The sequence below is a fragment of the Methylobacterium sp. Leaf123 genome, assembly GCF_001423405.1.
Classification (GTDB): Bacteria; Pseudomonadota; Alphaproteobacteria; order Rhizobiales; family Beijerinckiaceae; genus Methylobacterium.
Genome location: NZ_LMNS01000001.1, coordinates 187,645 through 211,953, shown reverse-complemented (window position 1 = coordinate 211,953; position 24,309 = coordinate 187,645). Strand labels below are relative to the sequence as shown.

Annotated in this window: 23 protein-coding genes; 6 read left to right on the top strand and 17 right to left on the bottom strand. The window is 68.6% G+C overall.

All coding sequences use genetic code 11. From position 1 onward, the window contains the following. Positions 1-26 precede the first annotated feature (26 nt). Positions 27-686: a hypothetical protein gene (locus ASF53_RS01005; RefSeq protein ID WP_200943159.1), complete on the top strand. Its 660-nt coding sequence runs from the start codon at positions 27-29 to the stop codon at positions 684-686. A 136-nt stretch (positions 687-822) separates the two neighbouring features. Here ASF53_RS01005 and rfbA read toward each other — a convergent pair whose 3' ends face one another. The 4 genes from rfbA to rfbC form a co-directional block, all read right to left on the bottom strand. Next, positions 823-1,713 carry a glucose-1-phosphate thymidylyltransferase RfbA gene (gene rfbA / locus ASF53_RS01000; protein WP_056192473.1) on the bottom strand — a complete coding sequence of 297 codons (891 nt, stop codon included), beginning with the start codon at positions 1,711-1,713 and terminating at the stop codon, positions 823-825. Positions 1,714-1,729: 16 nt separating this feature from the next. Beyond that, positions 1,730-2,620, bottom strand: coding sequence for a dTDP-4-dehydrorhamnose reductase (rfbD, locus tag ASF53_RS00995; RefSeq protein ID WP_056192470.1), 891 nt, complete (start codon positions 2,618-2,620; stop codon positions 1,730-1,732). 2 nt (positions 2,621-2,622) lie between these two features. Next, complete coding sequence (gene rfbB, locus ASF53_RS00990) at positions 2,623-3,681, bottom strand: dTDP-glucose 4,6-dehydratase (protein WP_056192467.1); 1,059 nt, start codon at positions 3,679-3,681, stop codon at positions 2,623-2,625. 133 nt (positions 3,682-3,814) lie between these two features. Beyond that, a complete protein-coding gene (gene rfbC / locus ASF53_RS00985) occupies positions 3,815-4,366 on the bottom strand; it encodes a dTDP-4-dehydrorhamnose 3,5-epimerase (RefSeq protein ID WP_056192464.1) in 552 nt (183 codons plus the stop codon). 173 nt (positions 4,367-4,539) lie between these two features. On the opposite strand from rfbC, the gene ASF53_RS00980 reads away from it, so the two are divergent. Further along, the gene (locus ASF53_RS00980) at positions 4,540-4,983 is read left to right on the top strand and encodes a DUF2147 domain-containing protein (RefSeq protein WP_056192461.1); all 444 of its coding nucleotides are present in this window, start codon (positions 4,540-4,542) and stop codon (positions 4,981-4,983) included. Positions 4,984-5,004: 21 nt separating this feature from the next. Here ASF53_RS00980 and ASF53_RS00975 read toward each other — a convergent pair whose 3' ends face one another. The 4 genes from ASF53_RS00975 to ASF53_RS00960 all read right to left on the bottom strand — a co-directional run bounded on the left by ASF53_RS00975 (position 5,005) and on the right by ASF53_RS00960 (position 8,948). Beyond that, positions 5,005-5,472: a hypothetical protein gene (locus tag ASF53_RS00975; protein WP_056192459.1), complete on the bottom strand. Its 468-nt coding sequence runs from the start codon at positions 5,470-5,472 to the stop codon at positions 5,005-5,007. Between the two features lie 174 nt (positions 5,473-5,646). Next, positions 5,647-6,039, bottom strand: coding sequence for a hypothetical protein (locus ASF53_RS00970; RefSeq protein WP_056193787.1), 393 nt, complete (start codon positions 6,037-6,039; stop codon positions 5,647-5,649). A 103-nt stretch (positions 6,040-6,142) separates the two neighbouring features. Then, the gene (locus ASF53_RS00965) at positions 6,143-7,960 is read right to left on the bottom strand and encodes a methylmalonyl-CoA mutase subunit beta (RefSeq protein ID WP_056192456.1); all 1,818 of its coding nucleotides are present in this window, start codon (positions 7,958-7,960) and stop codon (positions 6,143-6,145) included. A 148-nt stretch (positions 7,961-8,108) separates the two neighbouring features. Beyond that, positions 8,109-8,948, bottom strand: coding sequence for an undecaprenyl-diphosphate phosphatase (locus ASF53_RS00960; protein ID WP_056192453.1), 840 nt, complete (start codon positions 8,946-8,948; stop codon positions 8,109-8,111). 227 nt (positions 8,949-9,175) lie between these two features. On the opposite strand from ASF53_RS00960, the gene ASF53_RS00955 reads away from it, so the two are divergent. Genes ASF53_RS00955 through ASF53_RS00945 form a run of 3 tightly spaced genes read left to right on the top strand, consistent with a single transcriptional unit; the run spans position 9,176 to position 11,919 of the window. Beyond that, positions 9,176-9,868: a glutathione S-transferase family protein gene (locus ASF53_RS00955; protein WP_056192450.1), complete on the top strand. Its 693-nt coding sequence runs from the start codon at positions 9,176-9,178 to the stop codon at positions 9,866-9,868. Positions 9,869-9,912: 44 nt separating this feature from the next. Then, a complete protein-coding gene (queG, locus tag ASF53_RS00950) occupies positions 9,913-11,043 on the top strand; it encodes a tRNA epoxyqueuosine(34) reductase QueG (protein WP_082482287.1) in 1,131 nt (376 codons plus the stop codon). 6 nt (positions 11,044-11,049) lie between these two features. Beyond that, positions 11,050-11,919, top strand: coding sequence for an SDR family oxidoreductase (locus ASF53_RS00945; RefSeq protein ID WP_056192444.1), 870 nt, complete (start codon positions 11,050-11,052; stop codon positions 11,917-11,919). Positions 11,920-11,978: 59 nt separating this feature from the next. Here the strand turns inward: ASF53_RS00945 and ASF53_RS00940 are convergent, their stop codons facing one another. The 9 genes from ASF53_RS00940 to glnA form a co-directional block, all read right to left on the bottom strand. Continuing rightward, a complete protein-coding gene (locus ASF53_RS00940) occupies positions 11,979-13,943 on the bottom strand; it encodes a methyl-accepting chemotaxis protein (protein WP_056192441.1) in 1,965 nt (654 codons plus the stop codon). A gap of 122 nt (positions 13,944-14,065) precedes the next feature. Continuing rightward, complete coding sequence (locus ASF53_RS00935; protein WP_056192438.1) at positions 14,066-14,824, bottom strand: NUDIX hydrolase; 759 nt, start codon at positions 14,822-14,824, stop codon at positions 14,066-14,068. Continuing rightward, entirely contained in the window at positions 14,775-15,266 is a 492-nt protein-coding gene (locus ASF53_RS00930) for a DUF983 domain-containing protein (protein ID WP_056192436.1), read from the bottom strand. Before ASF53_RS00930 ends, ASF53_RS00935 begins: the two co-directional genes overlap by 50 nt. A 23-nt stretch (positions 15,267-15,289) precedes the next feature. Next, complete coding sequence (gene rnr / locus ASF53_RS00925) at positions 15,290-17,653, bottom strand: ribonuclease R (protein WP_056192433.1); 2,364 nt, start codon at positions 17,651-17,653, stop codon at positions 15,290-15,292. Positions 17,654-17,811: 158 nt separating this feature from the next. After that, entirely contained in the window at positions 17,812-18,150 is a 339-nt protein-coding gene (locus ASF53_RS00920) for a hypothetical protein (protein WP_056192430.1), read from the bottom strand. 62 nt (positions 18,151-18,212) lie between these two features. Continuing rightward, positions 18,213-18,791, bottom strand: a complete 579-nt coding sequence (locus ASF53_RS00915; protein ID WP_056192427.1) for an NADPH-dependent FMN reductase — start codon at positions 18,789-18,791, stop codon at positions 18,213-18,215. Between the two features lie 65 nt (positions 18,792-18,856). Continuing rightward, positions 18,857-19,822 carry a putative bifunctional diguanylate cyclase/phosphodiesterase gene (locus ASF53_RS00910; protein WP_056192424.1) on the bottom strand — a complete coding sequence of 322 codons (966 nt, stop codon included), beginning with the start codon at positions 19,820-19,822 and terminating at the stop codon, positions 18,857-18,859. After that, positions 19,753-20,781, bottom strand: coding sequence for a diguanylate cyclase (locus ASF53_RS00905; protein ID WP_056192421.1), 1,029 nt, complete (start codon positions 20,779-20,781; stop codon positions 19,753-19,755). The genes ASF53_RS00910 and ASF53_RS00905 overlap by 70 nt, the downstream gene beginning before the upstream one ends. 287 nt (positions 20,782-21,068) lie before the next feature. Next, the gene (glnA, locus tag ASF53_RS00900; RefSeq protein ID WP_056192417.1) at positions 21,069-22,478 is read right to left on the bottom strand and encodes a type I glutamate--ammonia ligase; all 1,410 of its coding nucleotides are present in this window, start codon (positions 22,476-22,478) and stop codon (positions 21,069-21,071) included. A 571-nt stretch (positions 22,479-23,049) separates the two neighbouring features. Between glnA and ASF53_RS00895 the strand changes: the two genes are divergently transcribed. After that, positions 23,050-24,096 (top strand): glutamine synthetase beta-grasp domain-containing protein, encoded by a 1,047-nt coding sequence (locus ASF53_RS00895; protein ID WP_056192414.1) that lies wholly within the window; start codon positions 23,050-23,052, stop codon positions 24,094-24,096. Positions 24,097-24,309: the final 213 nt, after the last annotated feature.

Here is a 24,309-nt window from a genome sequence, read left to right as displayed (position 1 = left end):
CCGCCACCGACGTATTGCGCTGCACGATGGAGCGGACGGCGACACGAATGCTGACGGTGGGGCTCGCGGCGCTTGGCGCCGCCGTGCCGCCCGCCGACGCGGGCAGCGCGCGGGCGCAAGCCTCCGAGGTCGCCCCCGACACGAGCCGAGAGGCGCAGGATGGGTCCGAGGCGCGCGCCTTGATCGAAACGCTGAGCGCCCGCCTTCTCGCCGCGCCGAGCGCCACCGCCGTTCTCGAAGCGTGGTGCGCGGAGCGTGGGCTCAGTCCCGATCCGCGGATCGTCGCCGTGCGCGTCCCCGGCCTGGACAAGCCCCCCGGCGCCGCCCGGCGCGAGCGGTTGGCCGTGGGGCCGGACGAGCCCGTGCGCTACCGCCGAGTGCGACTCACCTGCGGCACCCACGTCCTGTCCGAGGCCGACAACTGGTACGTCCCGAGCCGCCTGACGCCCGCGATGAACGCGGCGCTGGACGGCACGCAGGCGCCCTTCGGACACGTCGTGCGCCCGCTGGGTCCGAGCCGGCGCAACCGGTCGCTGACGATGCTGTGGCGGCCCGAATCCGGCAGACTGCCGGGGCCCGCCGAGCCGCTCTTCGCCGTCGAGGCGGTGCTGACGGCCGGCGGCGTGCCGTTCTGCGAAGTCGCCGAGACCTATACCGGCGCCGTGCTCATTCAGAGCGATCGCTGACGCGCGCCTAAGCCAGACAACACGCCATTCCGTCCGTCATCGCTCGGAAGCAAAGCGATCCAAGACCGCGACCGTTCCGGAAAGATCGGTGCGCTGGATGGCTTCCTCTCGCTCTGACGCGATCGAGGCGCGTTGATCAGAAGCTCTGATCGGCCCGGCGGCCCTCTCGGGCGAGGCGTAGCAGGTTCTGGCCGTAGCTGGTCTTGGCGAACAGCTCGCCGCGCGCCTGCAACTGCTCGCGGTCGATGAAGCCCTGCAGGTAGGCGATCTCTTCGAGGCAGGCGACCTGAAGCCCCTGCCGACGCTGCAGCACGCGCACGAACTCGCCCGCCTCCAGCAAGCTGTCATGCGTGCCGGTGTCGAGCCAGGCATAGCCGCGGCTCATTCGCTCGACATGGAGCTGGCCGCGTTCGAGATAGGCCTGGTTGACGGAGGTGATCTCGAGTTCGCCCCGGTCGGAGGGCTTCACCTCTGCGGCGATGTCGAGCACCTGATTGTCGTAGAAATACAGACCCGTAACCGCCCAGGGGCTTTCGGGGGTCTTGGGCTTTTCCACCAGCCGGATCGGGCGGCCGGTTTCGTCGAGGGTGACGACGCCGTAGGCCTCCGGATGATCGACATGGTAGGCGAACACTGTCGCCCCGCTCGTGCGGGTGCGGGCTTTGGCGAGCAGCTCGCTCATGCCGTTGCCGAAGAACAGGTTGTCGCCGAGCACCAGCGCCACGTCGTCCGTGCCGACGAAGTCGCGGCCGATGATGAAGGCCTGGGCCAGCCCCTCCGGCCGCGGCTGCACCGCGTAGGTGAAGGTGACGCCGAACTGCTCGCCGGTGCCGAGCAATCGCTGGTAGTTGCCGAGATGCTCCGGCGAGGAGATGACGAGGATCTCACGGATGCCGGCGAGCATCAGCACCGAGATCGGGTAGTAGATCATCGGCTTGTCGTAGACCGGCAGGAGCTGCTTGTTGATCGCCAGCGTGGCCGGATGGAGCCTGGTGCCGGAGCCGCCGGCGAGCACGATGCCCTTCATACGAAACACGTCCTGATCAGTGGGAGCGAACCGGCCCGACCAGCCGGTCGAGGATGTCGTCGAGCGCCTGCTCCCAGGAGCGGGGCGCGATGCCGTAGGCGTCGGTCAGACTCTGGGTGGACAGGCGCGAGTTCACCGGGCGCCGGGCCGGCGTCGGGTAGGCCGAACTCGGGATACCCTCGACCGGCACCAAGCGTCCGCCGCGCCGGGCCGACCCCGCGACGATCGCCCGGGCGAAGTCGCACCACGTCGTCGCGCCGTCATTGACGCAGTGGACGGTGCCGGTGGGTGCAGACGCGTCGTCTGCCAGCCGCAGGGCGATCGTGGCGAGCGCGCCGGCGAGATCGGCCGCGGAGGTCGGGCAGCCGTGCTGGTCATCGACTACGGTGAGCTTCTCCCGCTCACCGGCCAACCGCAGCATCGTCTTTACGAAGTTGCCCCGGTGCGGGCTCACCACCCAGGCGGTGCGGACGATGGCGTGGCGCGGATTGCCGGAACGCACCGCCATCTCGCCGGCGGCCTTGCTGGCACCGTAGACGCTTTGCGGGTTCACCGGCGCATCGGGGGCGTAGAAGCCTTCCCCCGCGCCGTCGAACACGTAGTCGGTCGAGACGTGGACGAGCGGGATGCCCCGCCGCTTGGTCTCGGCTGCGAGAATGGCCGGGGCCAGCGCATTGAGGCGCCATGCGGCTGCGACCTCGGTCTCGGCTTTGTCCACGGCGGTGTAGGCGGCTGTGTTGATCACCGCCGCGTAGGCGCGCGCGTCGAGGGCAGCCGCAACGGCGGCCTCGTCGGTGATGTCGAGGCTCCGGCGGTCGGGCGCGTGAACGCGGACGCCCTCGGGCCAGGACAAGGCTTGAAGCTCCGTGCCGACCTGACCGGCGCCGCCGAGGATCAGGATGTCCATGATCAAACGCTCTTGCCCGAAAGGCCGAGGCGCTCGCCGGAATAGCGGCCCTCGCGGATCGGGCGCCACCACGCCTCGTTGTCGAGGTACCAGCGCACGGTCTCCGTCAGCGCCTCCTCGAACACCTTGGTCGGCCGCCAGCCGACCTCGGCCTCGGCCTTGCTTGGGTCGATGGCGTAGCGGCGGTCATGGCCGGGCCGGTCGGCGACGAAGGTGATCAGGCGCTCGTGCGGGCCGTTCTCGGGCTTGAGCTGGTCGAAGGCGGCACAGAGCCCCTTCACCACCTCGAGGTTGTTGCGCACCGAGCGCCCGCCCAGCAGGTAGGTCTCGCCGAGCCGGCCGCGCTCCAGCACCGCGACGAGGCCACGGGCATGATCCTCGACATGGATCCAGTCGCGCTCGTTCAGGCCGTCGCCGTAGACCGGCAGCGGCTTGCCCTCAAGCGCCGCCAGGATCATCAGCGGGATCAGTTTTTCCGGGAAGTGGCGCGGCCCGTAATTGTTCGAGCAGTTCGTCACCAGAACCGGCAGGCCGTAGGTCTCGTGCCAGGCGCGGGCGAGGTGGTCGGAGGCCGCCTTCGAGGCCGAGTAGGGCGAGCGCGGATCGTAGCGGCTCTCCTCGGTGAAGAACGCGTCAGGCGGCAGCGAGCCGTAGACCTCGTCGGTCGAGACGTGGAGGAAGCGGAACGTCGCCTTGGCCTCGCCGGAGAGGCTCTCCCAATGGGTGCGGGCGCCGTCGAGCATCACCTGGGTGCCGATGACGTTGGTGCGCACGAAGGCGCCCGGATCGGTGATCGAGCGATCGACATGGCTCTCGGCGGCCAGATGCATCACCGCCTCGGGCTTGAACTCGGCATAGAGCGCGTGGACCCGTGCCGGATCGCAGATATCGGCCTGCTCCAGGCGGTGGCGCGGGTCGTCGGCCAGCGGCTGCAGCGATATCGGGTTGGCGGCGTATGTCATGGCATCGAGGGTCAGCACCTCGTGACCGAGATCCTGCACCAGATGCAGCACGAGCGCGGAGCCGATGAAGCCGCAGCCGCCCGTTACCAGAATGCGCATCGATCCCAACTCCGTCCAATTCCTGTCCGCGGGGTCGGCCTCCGCGGGATGGGCACGGGCCACGCTCGGCCGCGCCTACGCCAACCTGAGGTCGGGTTCAACCCACCCCACCGGGCAACTTCAGTACCTTAAATCAGAACACACGCCCGAGATCGGCCAAAAGCGGTGCGGCCTTGTCCTTGCCCGAGAGGATCGCATCCGTGTCCGCCACCGGCCATTCGATGCCGATCGCCGGATCGTTCCAGCGCAGGTTCCGGTCGTCGGCCGGGCTGTAATACGCGTCGACCTTGTAGGCGACCATGGTGTCCGGCTCCAGGGTGCAGAAGCCGTGGGCAAATCCGGCGGGCACGAAGAGCTGCTCACCGCCCGTCGCATCGAGCCGCACGGCGACATGGCGGCCGTAGGTCGGGGAGTCGGAGCGCAGATCGACGGCGACATCGAGTATCGCCCCGGCCAGCACGCGGATCAGCTTGGCCTGGGCGTTGGGCGCGACCTGGAAGTGCAGGCCCCGGATCGTGCCCGCGGGCGCGGAGAAGGACTGGTTGTCCTGCACGAACGCGTTGGCGATCCCATGTTCGGACAGGATGTCGGCGCGGTAGACCTCGGAGAACCAGCCGCGATCGTCGCCGTGGCGCTTCGGGATCACCCGCTTGACCGCCGGAATCTCCGTATCGATCACCTGCATCCACCGCTCCTGACCCGTCCGTACCGGTTTACCGAGGGCGTAGGCCGCGCGAAGGGGGCGAAGTCAAGGCCGCATCGTCATGCTGCATCATACCCCGCTTCTTGCGTAACCGTAGCGGGCTGACTACCGCTCGCCCCGGCCGGCGGTCCCAGCCGGCGAGGAGGGAAGCTCGAATGACGACGCCGCGCGCCAACCGTTCACGCCATCGCCCGATGCGCGCCTTCGCTGCGGCGCTGCTGCTCGCCGTGTCCGGCACGAGTGCCCTGGCGCAGAAGGCCTCGGACCTCTCCGGGATGTGGCAGACGGAGACGGCGGGCTCGACCGTACGGATCGCCCGGTGCGGCGGCGGCTATTGCGGTGTGATCGCCTCGACCGCCGGCGGTGGCCTCGACACGCAGAACCCCGATCCGGCGCTCCGCTCGCGTAAGCTCGTCGGCGTGCAGATCATGCAGGCCGGCACCCCGAGCGGCGACGGCTTCGAGGGCAGTCTCTACAATCCGAAGGACGGCAAGACCTATTCGGGCAGCGTCACGCCGAAGGGGCCGGACACCATCGAGGTCGCGGGTTGCGTGCTCAGCGTCCTGTGCAAGCGCCAGACCTGGCGGCGGGTGCGGTAAGCCAAACCCCGCCGACCCGGCTCAGTGATCCGCGCTTCCGGGCGCGGATTCCACCACGCTCTCGATGAGCGCGGCCTTCTCGGCCGGCGGCTCGGCGCTCGCCATGGCCTTCGTCTCCAGAAGAGGCTGCAGGCGGGCGGCGAGCTGCTTGTCGAGATGGCGGGCGTAGGCCCCCTTGAAGTAGCGGGCGCCGGTGCCGCGTCCGTAGATCCGGTCATGGGCGACCGCCATGCGATCGACCTCCGGGCGACACAGGAAGCCTGTCACGCCGGCCGCCTCGTACCAGCGCCCGTCCCGCGCGAGCCGCATCGCCTTCGGATTGGAGATCACCGTTTCGGCAAAGCACGCCGTGGCCGCTTCCTCGAGCGGCGCCAGAACCGCATGCTCGGAGCCGGCCACATGCTGCCGGGCCGGGCGCGCCTCGGCCGCGGGGCCGAGCAGGACGAAGGCGAGACCGACGAACGGCAAGGCTCTCATCACGGCTCTCATGGGGCGCCTCGAACGAGTAGGGAACGCCGCCAGTGTTCGCCGAAGATCACGCCGGATCTAGGGCGAAAACCGATCACCCATGCCGCAGCGCAGAACAAATCTTGATCTGTCGCCGGGCCGCCACAGGACGATCGGCCGAGCCCGCTCCGCGCTGATATAGCCTGAGCGGCGAGATCAGCCGCGCCGCATCGCGTTCCAACTGCCGCTACAGCTGATCGGTCCGTCGCCGAGGGTCGACCAGCGGCCGGCACCGGTCCCGTTGGCCGACAGCCGTCCGACCACCTGAGCGGCGTTGCTGCCGCTAGAGATGGTGCCGCGCACCGTCCCGTTCGACGTGACGCGCCCGCTGATCCCGACCTCGCCGCCGCCATAGACGGCCTCGCCGCGCTGGATCTGGATCCCGTAGCGATAGGCCCGGTCGCAGGGGCCGTCGAGGGTTACGACCTCGATGCTCCAGCGGCCATCGTAGCGGTGCGGCACCTGCACCTTGCGCTTGGCCGCCTCCGATGTCCCGGCGCTCCCCACGGCGATGGCGAAGGCGGCGACGGCAAGGATCGGAAGGCGCATGGGGATGAAATCCGGCTGTGAAGACCGGGCCGTGTCGGCCCGTTTCAGCCGGAAGATCGTCTTGCGTCCCGCAGTGTCAAGGTTGCTCACGAGGCCTTGAGCGTCAGCCCTTCGCGCGCTCGGCCGCCTCCCGCAGGAGCGCCAACAGGTCGCAACCGGCGAACAGGAAGCCGCCGACGCCCGCTTGACGCAGAGCCTCCGCCTCGGCGGGTTTGCCGGCGAGGTAGATCGTGCCGGCGCCGGCCGCCTTCAGCGCCTCAGCGGCGGGCACGGCCTCGGTCTGGTAGAGGGTGTCGGACGAGCACAGGCAGGCGATCCGCGCACCCGACGCCTTGAAGGCATCGGCCAGGGCCTGCGTATCGGAGAAGCCGTCATTGCCGATGGCCTCGATGCCGCCCGCGGCGAAGGCGTTGGCGGCGAAGGTCGAGCGGGCATTGTGGACCGCCACGGGGCCGAGATTGGCCAGGAAGACCGCCGGGCGCTTGCCCGTCCGCTCGAGGACGGCGTCGGAGGCGTCGCGCAGGGCCTCGTAGGGTTCGGTCAGGCGGTGCGAGGGCAAAGCCCCTTCCGGGGATGCGACCGGGTTCGGCGCAACATCGAGCACCGTCACCGGCTTCTCGGCGAGGAAGGGGAACTCGCTGGCGCCAGTCAGCGCCTCCTTGCGGGTCGCGACCGCCCGCGCCCGCGCCTGCGCCACCGCCGCGATCCGGCCTGCGAGGGCGCCGGCCTCCAGGCTGGCGACGATCCCGCCCTCCCGCTCGATCTCCTGGAAGGCCGCCCAGGCCTTCTCGGTCAGTTCGGCGGTGAGCGCTTCGAAGCCGCCCGCGCCGGCCGCCGGATCGGAGACCTTGGCAAGGTTCGATTCCTCGATCAGCACGATCTGGCTGTTGCGCACCACCCGCCGGGCGAAGGCGTCGGGCAGGCCGAGCGCCAGGGTGTAGGGCAAAGCGGTCACGGAATCCGCCCCGCCGAGCCCGGCGGAGGCCGAGGCCATGGTGGTGCGCAGAATGTTCACGAAGGGGTCGCGGCGGCTCATCATCCGCCACGCGGTCTCGGCCAGGAGCCGCAGCGGCTTCGGCTCGAGGCCGCAGGCCTGCTCGACCCGGGCCCAGAGCCGCCGGATCGCCCGGAACTTGGCGATGGTCAGAAATTCATCGGCGTCCGCCACCAGCAGAACCGCGATCTGGTCGCGTGCGCGCGCCAGATCATGGCCGCCGGCCTCCAGGGCCCGCAGATAGGCGACCGCCGTCGCGAGCACGGCGGCGAGTTCCTGCACCTCGCTCGCCCCCGCCTCGTGATAGGGCCGCGCATCGGCCAAGGCCGCGCGGCCGTGATATCCGGCAAAGGCGGTGACGGTCTCGGAGAGGCGCGCCTCCCACCCCTGGTCGAGACGGCCGGTGGCGGCGCGGGTGCCGATCGGGTCGAGGCCGAGATCAAGGTCGAGCGCGGACGGGTCGTCGCCGCGGCGTTCGACCAGTTGCTTGAGCAGCGCCGCCGTCTCGAAGCCGGCCGGGCCGGCGTCGAGACGCAGGGCGATGAGCGGCAGCATCACGCCCGTCAGTGCGGTATCCAGTGCATCGACGGACGGAAGTTCGAGGCCGAAGCCGCGGGCGGAACGGGCGTTGCGATGGACGAGGACCAGCGCATCGGCACCGCCTTCGAGATCGGCCAGCGCCTGGGCCCCGGCCTTCTCGGCATCGGGATGGTCGATGCGCTGCGCCAGACGCCACGGGCCGGGCGCCCGCACCGGCTGAGCCACCGCAGCAGCCGGCTCGTAGAAGGGCTCGATGCGCAGGCCGTCGGCGGTCTTCGACACGAGGCGCTTCTCGAAATCGGCCCCTTTCAGCGCGGTTTCGACGGCTTGGCGCCAGCGCTCGCGGGTAGCGGGCTCGAACAATTCGGCGAGCGGACGATCTTCCATCGTGGGCGAGACCTTGACGATTCGGCGTTTCCCGACCGCTTCTTCAAAGAGCGGCGACTTGGCCGCAAGCCCTCGCACGGGGCGCGGGCAGGCGACAACCGACTTTAGTCCAGGTTGCCGCCGCCGCCTCGTTCAAAATCCTGAAGGGTCAGCCAAAAAGAATCAGTCCGGCGAAGCCGAGCGAGCCGACGATGATGCGCCACCACGCGAACAGCCAGAAGCCGTGGCGGGAGACGTAGTCGAGGACCGTCCGCACCACGATCAAGGCCGAGATGAAGGCGGCGACGAAGCCGATGACGATCAGCAGCGCGTCGTTGGAGGAGAGGTTCTTGTAGTTGTCGAGCAGGTCCTTGGCGAAGGCGCCGGCCATGGTCGGCATGGCGAGGTAGAACGAGAACTCGGTGGCCGAGCGCTTGCTTGCGCCCATCAGCATCGCGCCGACGATGGTGGCGCCGGAGCGCGACACGCCGGGGATCATCGCCACGCATTGGAACAGGCCGATCTTGAGCGCCATCGGCAGGCTGAACTCGAACACGTTGGTCTTGCGCGGATGCTCGGTCGGACCCTCGCCGGGTGCCGCCTTCGGCTCGCCGACCGTGTCGTCTATGATGAGGAGGACGATGCCGCCGGCCACCAGCGTGGCGCAGACGATCCACGGGTTGAACAGGTAGAACTTGATGTATTTCGAGAACAGGCCGCCGACGATCGCCGCGGGCAGGAAGGCAATGAGGATGGCGAGCACGAAGCGGCGCGCCCGCGGATCGTGCGGCAGCGCGGTGGCGATGCTCCAGAGCCGGCCGAAATAGACGAACAGGATCGCCAGGATCGCGCCGAGCTGGATCAGCACCTCGAACGTGTTGTTGGGCGAGTGGAAGCCGATGAAATGGCCGATGAGGAGCTGATGCCCGGTCGAGGAGACCGGGATGAACTCGGTAGCGCCTTCCACCACGGCGAGGACGAGCGCCTTCGCGATCAGGACGAGATCCATAAGCCTGCTGTTCCCCGTGCCGATGTGCCGGCGATTGAGGGCACGGCAAACGATGACGATGCGGCAGCTTTGCGGCGCTAGGGTTGACGGGTGGTTACCGGGTTGCGGCGCGTTTGTTAATGAGGTGGCAACATTGAAGAAATAATCCTGGCGTGCCGCCCCAATTTCGCCGGTGCGACACGGTCTGCCCAGGGCTCTGCCTTCTTTACCGCTGAACCACGGCCTCGATGGCGACGCTCTATCACTCTCCGTTCTGCCCCAACTCGCGCTTCATCCGCCTCGTTCTGGCCGAGATGGGCATGGAGCCGACGCTCGTCGAAGAGCGGGCCTGGGAGCGGCGCCGCGACTTCCTCATCGTCAACCCGGCCGGCACCACGCCGGTGCTGGTGGAGCAGACCGGGCTCGCCATTCCTGGCGCCGGCGTGATCGCGGAATATCTCGACGAGACGCGGGGGCTCGGCCTCGCCGGGCGGCGGCTCCTGCCCGACACCACCCAGGCGCGGGTGGAGGTGCGGCGCCTGCTCGATTGGTTTCTCGTCAAGTTCAACAACGAGGTGACCGAGTATCTCGTCACCGAAAAGATCGACAAGCGCTTCATGCCCTCCGCGGCCGGAGGCGGCCCGCCGGACATGAACGCCATTCGTGCGGCGCGGACCAACGTGCGCTATCACCTCCAATATGTCGGCTACCTGATCGGACAGCGCCGCTGGCTCGCGGGCAACGACCTGACCTATGCCGACCTTGCGGCGGCGGCCCATCTTTCCTGCGTGGACTATCTCGGCGACGTGCCATGGGACGAGGACGAGATGGCGAAGGATTGGTACGCGCGGGTGAAATCCCGCCCGTCCTTCCGCGCGCTGCTGGCCGACCGGGCACCGGGGATGCCGGCAGCCGCGCACTACGCGGATCTGGATTTCTGAAGCCCGAAAAGGTCGTCCTCACGGGCCACGCCCTGCGCGAGACCATCGAGGCGCGCGCGCGCCATCTCGGCTTCGAGGCGTTCCGCGTGACCCGTCCCGATGCCGTGCCGGAACTGCGCGAACGCTTGCCCGCATGGCTCGCAGCGGGCCATCACGGCACGATGGACTGGATGGAGGAGCGGGCCGACCAGCGCGCCGCGCCCTCTGCCCTGTGGGCCGAGACCCGCAGCATCGTCATGCTCGGTATGAATGCCGGCCCCCAGCGCGATCCCCTCGAACTCGTGCGGCTGAAGGATCGCGCCGCCATCGCCGCCTACGCACAACGGCGCGACTATCACGATGTCATCAAGGGCAAGCTGAAGGAACTCGGCGGCTTCCTCTCCGCCCGCTCGGGCCAGCCGGTGAAGGTCTTCGTCGATACCGCGCCGGTCATGGAGAAGCCGCTGGCCCAGGCGGCCGGGCTCGGCTGGCAGGGCAAGCATACGGTGCTGATCTCGCGCGAGCACGGCAACTGGCTAATGCTCGGCGCGATCTTTTCCCGCGCCGAGCTCGAACCCGACACACCCGAGACCGACCATTGCGGCTCCTGCCGCCGCTGCCTCGACATCTGCCCGACGGATGCCTTCCCGTCGCCCTACCGGCTCGATGCGCGCCGCTGCATCGCCTACCTCACCATCGAGCATCAGGGCCCGATCCCCGCCGAGTATCGCGATAAGATCGGCAACCGGGTGTTCGGCTGCGACGACTGCCTCGCGGTCTGTCCCTGGAACAAGTTCGCGGGCGCGGCGCGGGAAATCCGCATGGCCGCCCGCGACGATCTCGCCGCGCCGTCGCTCGCCGAACTCGCCCGCCTAGACGATGCGGGGTTCCGCACCCGCTTTGCCGGCACGCCGATCAAGCGCACCGGCCGCGACCGCTTCCTGCGCAACGTGCTGATCGCCATCGGCAATTCCGGAGATGACGCCCTCGCCGCCGAGGCGGTGGCCTGTCTCGACGAGCCGGATCCCGTGGTGCGCGGCGCCGCCATCTGGGCCTGCGGACGGTTGCTGCCCCGCGAACGGCTGCACGAACTGTTCGCCGCCCATGGACGCGGGGAAACCGAGGCGCATGTGAGGGAGGAATGGCGTGACGCCGCCGCTCTCCCTATGGAAGCGGACGGCCCACGGGAGTCCTGACACCGCATGAACCTGTTCGTCTTCGGCCTCGGCTTCTCCGCCCGGCATTTTGCCGAGCGTGAACGGGCGCGATTCAACGCGGTGCGGGCGACGGTGACCGAGCCCGAGCGGGCCCAGAACCTCGCCGCCGAGACCGGGTTCACCCTGCGCGCCTTCGGGCCGGAGGCGGACGATCCCCGCATCGCCGAGGATCTGGCCGACACCGACGTGCTGCTGATCTCCGCTCCGCCCGGCCGGGACGGCGACACGGTGCTCGCCCGCTACCGCGACACCATCGCGAAAAGCCGCATCGGTTGGATCGGCTATCTCTCGACCATCGGCGTCTACGGCGACCAAGGCGGCGCCTGGATCGACGAGACCACGCCCGCCACCCCGAAGAGCGCCCGCTCGCGCGACCGCCTCGCCGTCGAGACGGCGTGGCTCGCTTTGGGCGCTGAGACGGCTAAGGCGGTGCAGGTGTTTCGCCTCTCGGGCATCTACGGCCCCGGCCGCAATCCGATCGTGAAGCTGCGCGATGGCCGCACCCAGCGCATCGTCAAGCCGGGGCAGGTGTTCAACCGCATCCACGTCGCCGACATCGCCGCGACGCTGGCCGCCTCGATCGAGCGGCCGCGAGGCGGCGCAGTCTACAACGTCACCGACGACGAGCCGGCCCCGCCGCAGACGGTGACCGAGCACGCCGCCGCACTCACCGGACTGCCCCTGCCGCCGGAGATCGATTTCGAGACCGCCGACCTCAGCCCGATGGCGCGCAGCTTCTACGGCGAGAACAAGCGGGTGCGTAACCGCCTGATCCGCGAGGAACTCGGCGTACAGCTTGCCTATCCGACCTATCGCGAGGGGCTGGCCGCCCTGGTCTCCGACGCGCGCCGGTAGCGGGCCCGTCGCGCAGCGTCTCGGAAGCCGGCCAGAACCGTTCCGGACGCTGCTCAGGATCAGACGAACTGAACGCCGATTCCGTCGGCGGCACGCCGCGTGACGCGGCAGCGCCGGGACGGCTCGCCGTCGATCTGGAGCGTAACGACCTCCGGCAGGTCCGCGGCTTCGAGTGCCAGCTTGGCGCCGCCCTCCGAGATGTTGAGAGCTGTGCAGGGCAGGCTCTGCGGCTGCCCCGCCTTGCGCCCCCGCTCCGGCACGAACGCGACATGGCCGGAGCGCGCGGAGCGAAGGCGCTCCTCGCCCCGCCGCTCTTCCAGCCCGACGTTCCAGGCGTCGAGGCGGCTTGCAAACGCCGCCACGCTCTCGGCGGTGGCCTGCATGTCGGTGTTGACCTGACCGGTGGTCGCGCGCTGCCGCGTGCTGTCCTCCGTCGTCTGCGCGATGAAGCCCTGCACGGTGTCGACCACGGCCGCGGTTGAGACCAGCGCCGCGCCCACATCCCGCGAGACCGCCTGCATGGCGCCGATCTCGCCGGTGATGCGGGCGGTGGCCGAACGCGCCTGCTCGGCGAGGCTCTTCACTTCGGTGGCGACGACGGCAAAGCCGCGGCCGGCCGCCCCGGCGCGGGCGGCCTCGATCGTGGCGTTGAGGGCGAGCAGGTTGATCTGCTCGGCGATGCCCGTGATGATCTCCACCACGCCGGTCATCGCGGCCGCCGCGTCGTCGAGCTTGGCCGAGAGCACGCCGGCGGCGCTCATGCGGGCCTGGATGTCGCCGACCGCTTCGTGCGAGCGGTTCATCTGCTCGGCGATGGAGGCCGAGATCCGGTGCATCTCCTCGGATGCGCCGGCCACCGCCCGCACCCGGCCCAGCGTCTGCTCGGCCATGGCGAGGGCGCTGCTGCGCACCGCCATGCTCTGGCTGATGTCGAAGGCGTATTTCACGATCTTGAAGGGGCGCCCGGCCGCGTCGAGAACCGGGTTGTAGGAGGCCTGAATCCAGACCTCGCGGCCATCCTTGGCCACCCGCTGGTAGACGGCGGAGGTGAATTGCCCGGCCCGCAGCGTCGCCCAGAAATTCGCGTAAGCCGGACTCGCAGCGTATTCGGGCGCCACGAACATCCGGTGATGCCGGCCCTGCACCTCGGCCAGGGTGTAGCCCATGGCGTTGAGGAAGTTGTCGTTGGCGTCGAGGACGGCGCCGTCCAGATCGAACTCGATCACCGCCTGCGAGCGGCGGGCCGCCTCGACTTTTCCCGTCATGTCGGCGGCGGCGCGCTTGGCCGCCGTGATGTCGGAGGCGTATTTGACGACCTTGAACGGGCGCCCGGACGGATCGAGGATCGGGTTGTAGGTCGCCTGGATCCAGACCTCGCGCCCGTCCTTGCCGACGCGCAGGAACTCGCCGGCCCGATACTCGCCGCGGGCGAGCGATTCCCAGAAGGCGCGGTACTCCGGGGATGCCGCTTCTTCCGGCCTCACGAACAGGCGGTGGTGGCGGCCCTCCACCTCGTGCGGCGCGTAGCCGAGGGCGTCGAGGAAGTTGGCGTTGGCGCTGCGCACCGTCCCGTCGAGGTCGAACTGGATCACCGCCTGCGACCGGCTGATCGCGGCGATCTGGCCCGCCGTCTCGACGGCGGCGAGGCGCTCGGCCGTCACGTCGAGGGCGAATTTGACGATCTTGCGAACCCGGCCGGCAGCGTCGAGGATCGGATTGTAGCTCGCCCGGATCCAGACCTTGCGTCCGTCCTTGGCGAGCCGGCCATAGGCCGCCGTCTGAAATTCGCCGCGGCGCAGGCCCTGCCAGAACACCTCGTATTCCGCGCTCTTCGCCTCTTGCGGGTCCACGAATAGGCGATGATGACGCCCGCGCACCTCAGCGAGCGTGTAGCCAATCAGCGAGAGAAAGTTGTCGTTGGCGTCGAGCACCGTCCCATCGACGGCGAAGGTGATGACCGCCTGGGAGCGATTGAGCGCGTCGAAGATGCAGGTGGCATCGGAGCGACGAAGGACGGAAAGCATCAGTGACCTCGGCTCCACTAGCCGTCTCACAATGCGCGATCTCGCTTAAGAATCTCCTCTGATCGATCAAAGGATGCGTTTTCAGTCCGTGGGGACGGAGCAGAGGATGCGTTCCGTCCCGATCAAATCTCCTCCCGCACACCTTTGCCGCGGCGCTCGAAGTAGAACGGGATCGGCCGGTAGGGTGGGAAGCCCGCTTCCGCCGCCGCCTCGAGATCGTCGAGGATCACGCGGGTGATGCGCGGCAGGTCGAGCTTGCGCGCGGCGTCGAGATCGACCCAGGCGAGTTCGGTCAGTTCCGCATCCGGCCCGACGATGCCGGGCCGCTCGGCGACCACCGCCTTGCGATCGACGGCGAAGAAGCGGGTATCGAAGCGGCGGGGGCGCTTCGGCGGCGTGATTGCCCGCGCGACGAGATGCAAGGTTTCGAGGTCGGGCATCACCCCTTCCTCGGCAAAGGCCTGCCACGCCCCCTCCGGCGCCGTCTCCGGCGGGCCGTAATCGCGGGTGCCGATGAGTAGGCCGGTCTCCTCATAGGTCTCGCGGATCGCGGCCAGCGCGAGGGAGCGTCCGAGATGGTGGGGTGCGCGCGGCAGCTTGGCCCGCAGCGCGTCGTCGGCCCGCTGCGACAGGGCGCCGGCCACCGGCATCAGCCGGTCGGAGGGTTCGATGCGCCCGCCGGGAAACACGAACTTGCCGCCCATGAAGGCGAGGCCGGCATGGCGCCGGCCCATCAGCAGCTTCAGCTTCTTTCGCGACCGGTCGAGAATGATCAGCGTCGCGGCATCGCGCGGCCGCAGGAGCACCGGGCGGGGCGTGGTGGCAGGCGGATCAGGCTGATCCAAGCTCGGGGGCGTCGCCTGCTCTGCTTCCTGCCTCACCGCCGCGTTTCTCCCCCGTGCCGGTCCCACCACGCGCCGGGGGCACCTTGCCGAAACCGTGCATGCCGAACGTGTATTGCAGGCCGATCACCGCGCCCTTGACCGGCTGCAACAGCACGAGCGCCAGGACGAGGGTGAGCAACGGCCACACCGTCATCGAGATCCAGAGCGGCACGTCGTAGCCCATCTCGATCTCAAGCACGAGGTAGCCGATAATGTGGCCCACGAGGAAGATCACGATATAGGGCGGCAGGTCGTCGGCCCGGTGGCCCTCCATCTCGAGGCCGCAGGCTTCGCAGGCGGGCCGGACCTTGAGGAAGCGGCCGAAGACATGGCCCTCCCCGCAATGCGGGCAGCGGTTGAGGAAGCCCCTACCCATGGCCGAGAGAAGCGGCGTCCGCTCCTGGGGAGCCGGGGCCGGAGGGGAGACGTAGGTTTCCATTCGCCGAGTCTAGCCCCTTCCGCTCAGCGACGCGAGCCGCGATGGCGCCGCGCCGCATCGCTCTCGGACGCAGCCGCCTTGCCGGGGCGTGCCTTGCCCTTCGAAGGCTTGGCACCGAACTTGGCCTTGCCCGGCTTCGCCTTGCCAGGATTCACCTTGGACCCGCTGCGCTTGATCCCGCCGCCCTTGGCCCCGGAGCGGCTGCGCCCTTCCGACAGGATCTCGAAGCGCAAAGCGCCGGCCACCGCCGCCGCCTCGACGAGGCGGACCTCGACCGTGTCGCCGAGGCGGTAGGTCTCGCCGCTGCGGTCGCCGACGAGGGCGTGCAGGGCCTCGTCGTGGCGGTAATATTCGTGGCCGATGGTGGAGACGGGCACGAACCCATCGGCCCCGGTCTCGGCGAGCTTCACGAACAACCCCGAGCGCGTCACCCCGGAGATCCGGCCGGAGAAGGTCGCGCCGACCCGGTCGGCGAGGTAGCCGGCGATGAGGCGGTCGATGGTCTCGCGCTCGGCCGCCATCGCCCGGCGCTCGGCCGCCGAGATCTGTTCGGAGACCGCATCGAGCAGGCCCGGCGTGGTGTCCGCCAGCAGACCGTCCTTGCCCAATCCGCAGGCACGCACGAGAGCGCGGTGAACGATGAGATCCGCGTAGCGCCGGATGGGCGAGGTGAAGTGGGCGTAGCGGCGCAGATTGAGGCCGAAATGGCCTAGATTCTGTGCAGCGTAGACCGCTTGTGCCTGCGAACGCAGCACCACCTCGTTGATGAAGGGCGCGTGCTCGCTCTCGGCCACCTGGGCGAGGATGCGGTTGAACAGGTCGGGCCGAAGCGCCCCGGCTTTGGTCATCTTGACGCCGACCGAGGCGAGCACCTCGCCAAGCGCACGCATCTTCTCCAGGGCCGGCTCGTCGTGGACGCGGTAGATCAGCGGCGAGCCCGCCTTCTCCAGGGTCTCGGCCGCCGCCACATTGGCCTGGATCATGAACTCTTCGATCAGCCGGTGCGCCTCCAGCCGCTCCGGCACGATCACCCGATCGACGCCGCCTTCCGCGTTGAGCAGCACCTTGCGCTCGGGCAGGTCGAGGGCGAGCGGGCCACGGGCATCACGCGCCCGCTTCATCGCCTCGTAGGCCGCGTAGAGCGGACGCAGGGCCGTCTCCAGCACCGGCCCCGATTTCTCGTCCGGTTGGCCATCGATCGCGGCCTGTGCCTGCGCATAGGCGAGCTTGGCATGCGAGCGCATCAGGATGCGGTGGAAGCTGTGGCTGCGCTTCACCCCGTCGGCACCAATGATCATCCGCACGGCGAGCGCCGGACGATCCTCGCCCTCGCGCAGGGAGCAGAGATCGTTCGAGATGCGCTCGGGCAGCATCGGCACCACCCGGTCGGGGAAGTAGACCGAATTGCCCCGCAGCAGCGCCTCGCGGTCGAGGGCCGAATCCGGCCGGATATAGGCGGCGACATCCGCGATCGCGACGGTGACGATGAAGCCGCCCGCATTCGCCGGATCGGGATCGAGTTCCGCCATCACCGCGTCGTCGTGGTCCTTGGCGTCGGGCGGGTCGATGGTGACCAGCGGCGCCTCGCGCCAATCCTCGCGGCCGCGCTTGGTCGCCCGCTTGGCCGCATCCGCCTCCGCCAGCACGGCGGCGGGGAAGACGTGGGGGATGTTGTGAAGGTGCAGGGCGATCAGGCTTACCGCCTTCTCGGAGCCGAGGGCGCCGAGTCGCTCGGTCACGCGACCGCGGGGCAGGCCGAAGCGGGTCTCGCGCTCCACCGCGACGCTGACGAGGTCGCCGTCCCGCGCCTCACCCTCCTCGCCCGGCGGGATCGCGATCTCCTTGCCCTGCGACTTCTTCTCGACAGGAAGCAGGCGCCCGCCCTCGCGGCCGGCGCGATAGACGCCGATCACCTCGGAGCGGTTCTTGCCGATCACCTTGATGACGCGGCCGGTGTAGCGGCCGGGCGCATCCGGGTCCGGCGCGACGCGGACCAACGCCCGATCACCGATGCCGGGGGCCGGACGGTTGCCCTTGCCGCCGCGCGGCACATCGACGGCGATCTTGGGCGCCTCGCCCTCCCCGTCCCATTGGGCCGGGCGGGCGATCAGGTCGCCGTCGCGGTCGCGCGAAACGATGTCGGCGAGCACGACGGGCGGCAGGCTGCCGCCTTTCCGCAAGCCGCCGCGGTCGCGTTCGAGCGCGCCGTCGGCCTCGATCTCCTTCAGGATCGCCTTGAGGCCGATCTTGTCGGCACCCGAGATGCCGAAAGCCTTGGCGATTTCGCGCTTGCCGACCTTTCCGGGCGTCTCGGCGACGAAGGCGAGGATCTGCTCGCGGGAGGGAAGAACGGGGGAGACCGCCTTCGGATTGATGCGTCTGGCCAAGGAGCAAGGCTCTCCGCGCCGGTCCGGGAAGGCGTGGCGCGTTCGGTTTTTTGGTGATTGGGGAGACCGTTGACGATCCCGGCACATCTTCAAGATGGGCGCTCGGACGCGTCAGAACAACGCCGCAAGACCCGTCGTGAACAGGTTCGGCCCCCTCGTCAGCCCGTGGAAGCCGATTTGCGGATCGTTTCGACCGCCCGATCCACGTCGAAATCGGCCCGCGTCAGCTCTTCGAGAGTAAACGGCGCGGCTCGGGGCAGGGTCAGGTTCACCTGTCCTTCCTCCGGCTGAAGCGCGGGCGCCTCGGCGGCGCGGATCGCCAGGGTCCAAGCGCCGTCGATCCGCACTGCCTCCGCCGACGGCGGGTCGGCCGCAAGCGCGGCGATCCTGTCCGCCGCCGCCTGCCGGAAGGTCAGACTCAGGCCGTCATCGGAGACCAGCGCCGCCTTGATCAGCTCGGCCAGCGCGTCCCGCACTCTGTCCACACTCGCGTTCATCCGTCCGCTTTCCTCATCGAACTCTGCTTCGAGGGGTGCAAACGGAGTGCCGCGCGCAAGGTTCAGTACGGCGTGCCCCCTTCCCGCTTCGCCTTCAGCGCCTCGGCGTACCAAGTCAGTTCGTCGAGAAACTTCTTCGCGGCCCGGCCGAGCCAGTCCTCGGCGGGTTCGCCCGCTTCGCTCAGCGCCTTCTGGATGCGCGGGATCGGCAGGAGCGAGGGAATGCTCGGCGTGCCGAGTTCGGCCAGCATCGCCCGCAACTGCATCGCCGCGCGCACGCCGCCATATTGCCCCGCGGAGTAGCAGCAGATGGCGGAAGGCCGCCAGAAATACTCTTCGAGGAAATGGTCGAGGGTGTTCGAGAGCGCGGGCGGAATCGAGTTGTTGTACTCGGCCGAGACCACGACGAAGGCGTCGGAGCGGCGGTAGAGCGCGGCGAGCCGCTCCATCGGCTCGGGCGCCTCGCCCTTGGGATATTCCTTGTACATCCGGTCGAGCAGCGGAAGCTTCAGCTCCGCCGGATCGACCAGCGGCGCCTCGTGGCCGCGGGCTTCGAGCTGCGACACGAGAAAGCGGGCGGCGCGGATACCGGCGCGGTCCGCGCGCACGGAACCGAGAATCACGGGGACGGTCAGGGACATGATGCGCCTCGCGGAGGTGGCAGGGGTTCCGCGCAGTCTATCCCGGCCCGGCCCGTCCGTCGCCCTCAGGCCACCTCGGCCAAGTCCGGTTCCGGCAATTGGGCCGGGAAACGGCCGAAGGCTTCTTCGAAGGCTGCGATGTCCCCGGCCGGCATCGGCCTGTGGAACAGGTAACCCTGCATCGAGCGGCACCCGACCGAGCGCAGCAGCAGCATCTGCTCGCTCGTCTCCACGCCTTCGACGACGCAATGCAGGGTGAGGTGGCGGCAGAGATCGAGGATCGAGCGCACGATGTTGAGCGAGGTCTCGTCCTCGGTGAGTTGCATGACGAAGCTGCGGTCGATCTTCAGCCGGTCGATCGGCAGCTTCTGCAGGTAGCTGAGGCTCGAATACCCCGTGCCGAAATCGTCGAGCGCGATGCGCACGCCGAGGGCCTTGAGCGAGGCCAGCGCCCGCCGGGCATCGCCGAGGTCGCGCATCAGCGCGGTCTCGGTCACTTCGAAGATGATCCGGCTCGGGGCAATGCCGCTCGCGCCGATCAGGGCGATGAGCCGCTCCAGGCCCTCCGGCGCGGCGATGTCCCGGGTCGAGAGGTTGAACGAGAGGCACACGGATTCCGGCCAGTCCCGCATCGCCTCGAGCGCCTTGCGGAACAGGACACGGGTGAGATCCTGGATGAGGCCGCTGCGCTCGGCCTCCGGGATGAAGGCGGCGGGCGAGACGGGCCCGAGCGTCGGGCTCGTCCAGCGCGCCAGCGCCTCGTAGGCCTCGACGCGCCCGTCGACGACATCGACGATCGGTTGGAAGGCGAGAACGAATTCCCGCTCGATATCGGCGCGGCGCAGGGCCTGCTCGGTGGCGGCGCGCTGGCGTAACGTCGCCTCGTGCTCGGGCGCGAAACAGGCCGCGGTGCCGCGGTGGAAGGCCTTGGCGTGGTAGAGCGCGAAATCGGCGCGCTCGATCAGCGTCTCGGCGCTGCGCGCCGCATCGGGAAAGCGGGCAAAGCCGATCGAGGCGCCGATCTGCGCCACGCCCTCGCGCAGGATGTAGGGAGCGCGCAGATCCGGCGGCCGAGCGCGTCGAGATCGGCATCGCCCTCGACGATCAAGCCGAACTCGTCACCGCCGAACCGGGCCGCCCGGCCGAGACCTTCGCCCTGGAGCCGCCGGGCGACCTCACGCAGCACGTCGTCGCCGGCCCGGTGCCCGAGACTGTCGTTGACCGGCTTGAAGCCGTCGAGATCAATCACGCCGACGCAGAAACGCTCGCCGCCCGCCGCCGCCCGGCCGACCGCCTCTTCGAGCTGCGCCACGAAGGAGCGGCGGTTGGGCAATCCGGTCAGGGCATCGGTATGGGCGAGACGGCCGTTCTCCTTCGTCAACCCGACGAGATGGCAGAAATCGCGGTAGGCGAAATTCTGCACCACCAACTGCCCGGCGAGCACGATCAGATAGTTGAAGATCATGATCTGCAGCATGAACTCGCCGAAGATCAGGAAGTAGAGCGCCAGCGGCGCCGCGATGGTGACGAGAAGCCGCGCGGCCGTGCGCAGATGCGCAAGGCACTGCACGCAGACCATCATGGTCACGGTGAGGAAGAACAGCACGTGCATGTCGCTGGTGAGATCGCCGCCGACGATCAGCACCGTCGCCCAACCGGAGAAGGCGATTCCGAGGACGGCCGTGAACACGTTGATCGCCCGGAGCCGCGCGAAGGCTTCGCGTTCGTCGGGCACGCGATTCGCCGACCGGATCCAGGTGCCCGTGCGGGCGATGCACAGGACGGTCAGAACGAGCGGCGGCCACAGGATCAGCCAATCGGGGGCGGTGCCGTAACGGGCATAGGCCAGGGCGCCCGCATTGAGCATGAGCGTCGCGTAGAGGACGAGGATCCGGCGGGCGAGCGCCTGGAACTGCGCCGTGGCGAGCGCCGGATCGTCCTCGCGTATGGCATAGAAATCGAGGAGGCCACGCAGCCGCGGAAGAACCATCGCTGCCCTCTCTCTAGCGCGACCGATTGCATCATTTGATGAGGGCGAGTCCCTAACAATTCCGCAAGAGGCTCAAGGGCGGGCGCGCTTGGGGCCCATCAGACTCTTGCGCGATCCGCGCGGCGAACGTCTGAAACGCGAAGCGCCGAAGCCCTGCGAAAGGCTCCGGCGCTCGTTCAGACCTCGTGTCCAGCCGCGATTCGAACGGGAACGACAGTCTATTCCGCGCTCGACACTGTTCTCGGGCGCGCCGGCGCTGTATTCGCGCCGACGCGCCCGACTCCTCTTTAGAGCGAGTAGTACTGCACGAACTCGATCGGGTGCGGGGTCATCTCGTAGCGCAGCACCTCGGCCATCTTCAGCTCGATGAACGAGTCGATCTGGTCGTCTGAGAACACGCCGCCGGCCTTGAGGAAGGCGCGGTCCTTGTCGAGGTTCTGCAGCGCCTCACGAAGCGAGCCGCAGACGGTCGGGATCTTCTTCAACTCGCGCGGGGGCAGGTCGTAGAGATCCTTGTCCATGGCCGGGCCCGGATCGATCTTGTTGATGATGCCGTCGAGGCCGGCCATCAGCAGCGCCGAGAAGGCGAGGTAGGGGTTGGCCATCGGATCGGGGAAGCGGACCTCGACGCGCTTGGCCTTCGGGTTCGTCGTCCACGGAATACGGCAGGAGGCCGAACGGTTGCGGGCCGAGTAGGCCAGCAGCACGGGGGCCTCGTAGCCCGGCACCAGACGCTTGTAGGAGTTGGTGGACGGGTTGGTGAAGGCGTTGAGCGCCTTGGCGTGCTTGATGATGCCGCCGATGTACCACAGGCATTCCTGGCTGAGGTCGGCATACTTGTCGCCGGCAAACAGCGGCTTGCCGTCCTTCCAGATCGACTGGTGCACATGCATGCCCGAGCCGTTGTCGCCGTAGACGGGCTTGGGCATGAAGGTGGCGGACTTGCCGTAGCTCTGCGCCACGTTGTGGATGCAGTACTTGTAGATCTGCATGTGGTCGGCGAGCAGGGTCAGCGTGTCGAACTTCATGCCGAGTTCGTGCTGAGCGGACGCCACCTCGTGATGGTGCTTCTCGACCTTCACACCCATGGACTGCATCGCGGCCAGCATCTCGCCGCGCATGTCCTGGGCCGAATCCTGCGGCGGGACGGGGAAGTAGCCGCCCTTGGTCTGCACCCGGTGGCCGAGGTTGCCGCCCTCGTAATCGGTGAAGCCGTTGGTCGGCAGCTCGGTCGAGTCGAGCTGGAAGCCGGTATGGTAGGGGTCGGCGCCGAACTTCACGTCGTCGAACACGAAGAACTCGGCCTCGGGGCCGACGAAGATCGTGTCGCCGATGCCGGTGGAGCGCAGATACGCCTCGGCGAGCTTGGCGGTCGAGCGCGGATCGCGGGCATAGGGCTCGCCGGTCGAGGGCTCGAGCACGTCGCAGACGATCGACATGGTGGAGGCCGAGAAGAACGGGTCCATGCAGGCCGTGACCGGATCGGGCATCAGCAGCATGTCGGACTCGTTGATCGCCTTCCAGCCGGCGATCGACGAACCGTCGAACATGGTGCCGTCCGTGAACATCTCCTCATCGACCAGGGAGACGTCGAAGGTCACGTGCTGCCACTTTCCGCGCGGGTCGGTGAAGCGGAAGTCGACGTACTTGACGTCATTGTCCTTGATGGCCTTCAGCACATCGGCGGCCGTATTCATGCTGTGCGTCTCCTCGGCAAATTCTGGAAGCGGGGCGGCGAACCATCGGCCGGGCGCGGTCCGAGCCGGTCCGTTCCTGGGGCGCGATGGAATGATCGGGAAAGCGGCACGTCGCGAAGGGGGCGGCTTCACGCCCGCGGCTTCGTTTCCTGATCCGGGTCCGGCCCCCTCTCGCGTCCCCGGCCGGTCTCGCCGGCCGCGCGGACGATATCGTTCGCGCTTGCCCGTTGCCACCCGTCGGCAGGCAAAAAATCCACGCGATCGCGGGACGTTCGGGGTGTTTCGTCTCCAATTGCGGCCCTTGACCGGCCCACTTTGCCGCACATGCCACCGCGCCGCAGCCAGGCCGACTGGCACGCGACGTGCTTAGGCGGAAACCGTAGCGTCCGCCCGCACAGCGGCCGCTCGGGGGTCGGGCCGGCGCCCTGCTCGCCGGTGGATCGGCGTCTCGGATGCGGCGGGGACATGACCCGCCGGACGCCGCGATCCAACGGCGGGGCAGGCTCTCAACGACGCCGGTTCCGCAAAGGTTTCGTCAGGACACGGATCCTCAAGGTACGAGAGACTGGGAATGACCAAGTTTAAGCTCGAGTACATCTGGCTCGACGGCTACACGCCCACACCGAACCTGCGCGGCAAGACGCAGATCAAGGAGTACGACAGCTTCCCGACCTTCGAGCAGCTTCCGCTCTGGGGCTTCGACGGCAGCTCGACGCAGCAGGCCGAGGGCTCCTCGTCCGACTGCGTGCTGAAGCCCGTGCGCCACTTCCCCGACCCGGCCCGCACCAACGGCGTGCTCGTGCTGTGCGAAGTGATGATGCCCGACGGCAAGACCCCGCACCCGTCGAACAAGCGCGCGACCGTGCTCGACGATGCCGGCGCGTGGTTCGGCTTCGAGCAGGAGTACTTCCTCTACAAGAACGGCCGTCCGCTCGGCTTCCCCGAGAGCGGCTACCCCGCTCCGCAGGGCCCGTATTATTGCGGCGTCGGCGCCTCGAATGTCGGCCCCGTGGCCCGCAAGATCGTCGAGGAGCATCTCGACCTCTGCCTCGCCGCCGGCATCAACCACGAAGGCATCAACGCCGAAGTGGCCAAGGGCCAGTGGGAATTCCAGATCTTCGGCAAGGGCTCCAAGAAGGCCGCCGACGAGATGTGGATGGCCCGCTACCTGCTCCAGCGCCTGTGCGAGAGCTACGAGATCGACATCGAGTACCATTGCAAGCCGCTCGGCGACACCGACTGGAACGGCTCGGGCATGCACTGCAACTTCTCGACGACGTTCATGCGTGAGACCGGCGGCAAGGAGTATTTCGAGGCCATGATGGCCGGCTTCGAGAAGAACCTCGACGACCACATCGCCGTCTACGGCCCCGACAACCACATGCGCCTGACCGGCAAGCACGAGACGGCGCCGTGGAACAAGTTCTCCTACGGCGTGGCCGACCGCGGCGCCTCGGTGCGCGTGCCCCATTCCTTCGTGAACAACGGCTACAAGGGCTACCTTGAGGACCGCCGCCCGAACTCCATGGGCGACCCCTACCAGATCGCCTCGCAGGTTCTGAAGACGATCTCCGAGGTTCCGCTCCCGGGCGAAGCCGCGCAGAAGGCCGTCGCGTAAGGATCTTCGAGGCCGAATCCAGGCTTTGAGACAGGCCGCCTCCGTCGAAAGACGGGGGCGGTTTTTGTTTTCGTCCAACCCTCGCCCTCATCCAGAGGTGCCGCAGCGAAGCGGAGGCCTCGAAGGATCCTCCAGTACCCGCGCGATTCCTGGAGGATCCTTCGAGGGCCGCTGACGCGGCCACCTCAGGATGAGGATGAGCATGGGACGACA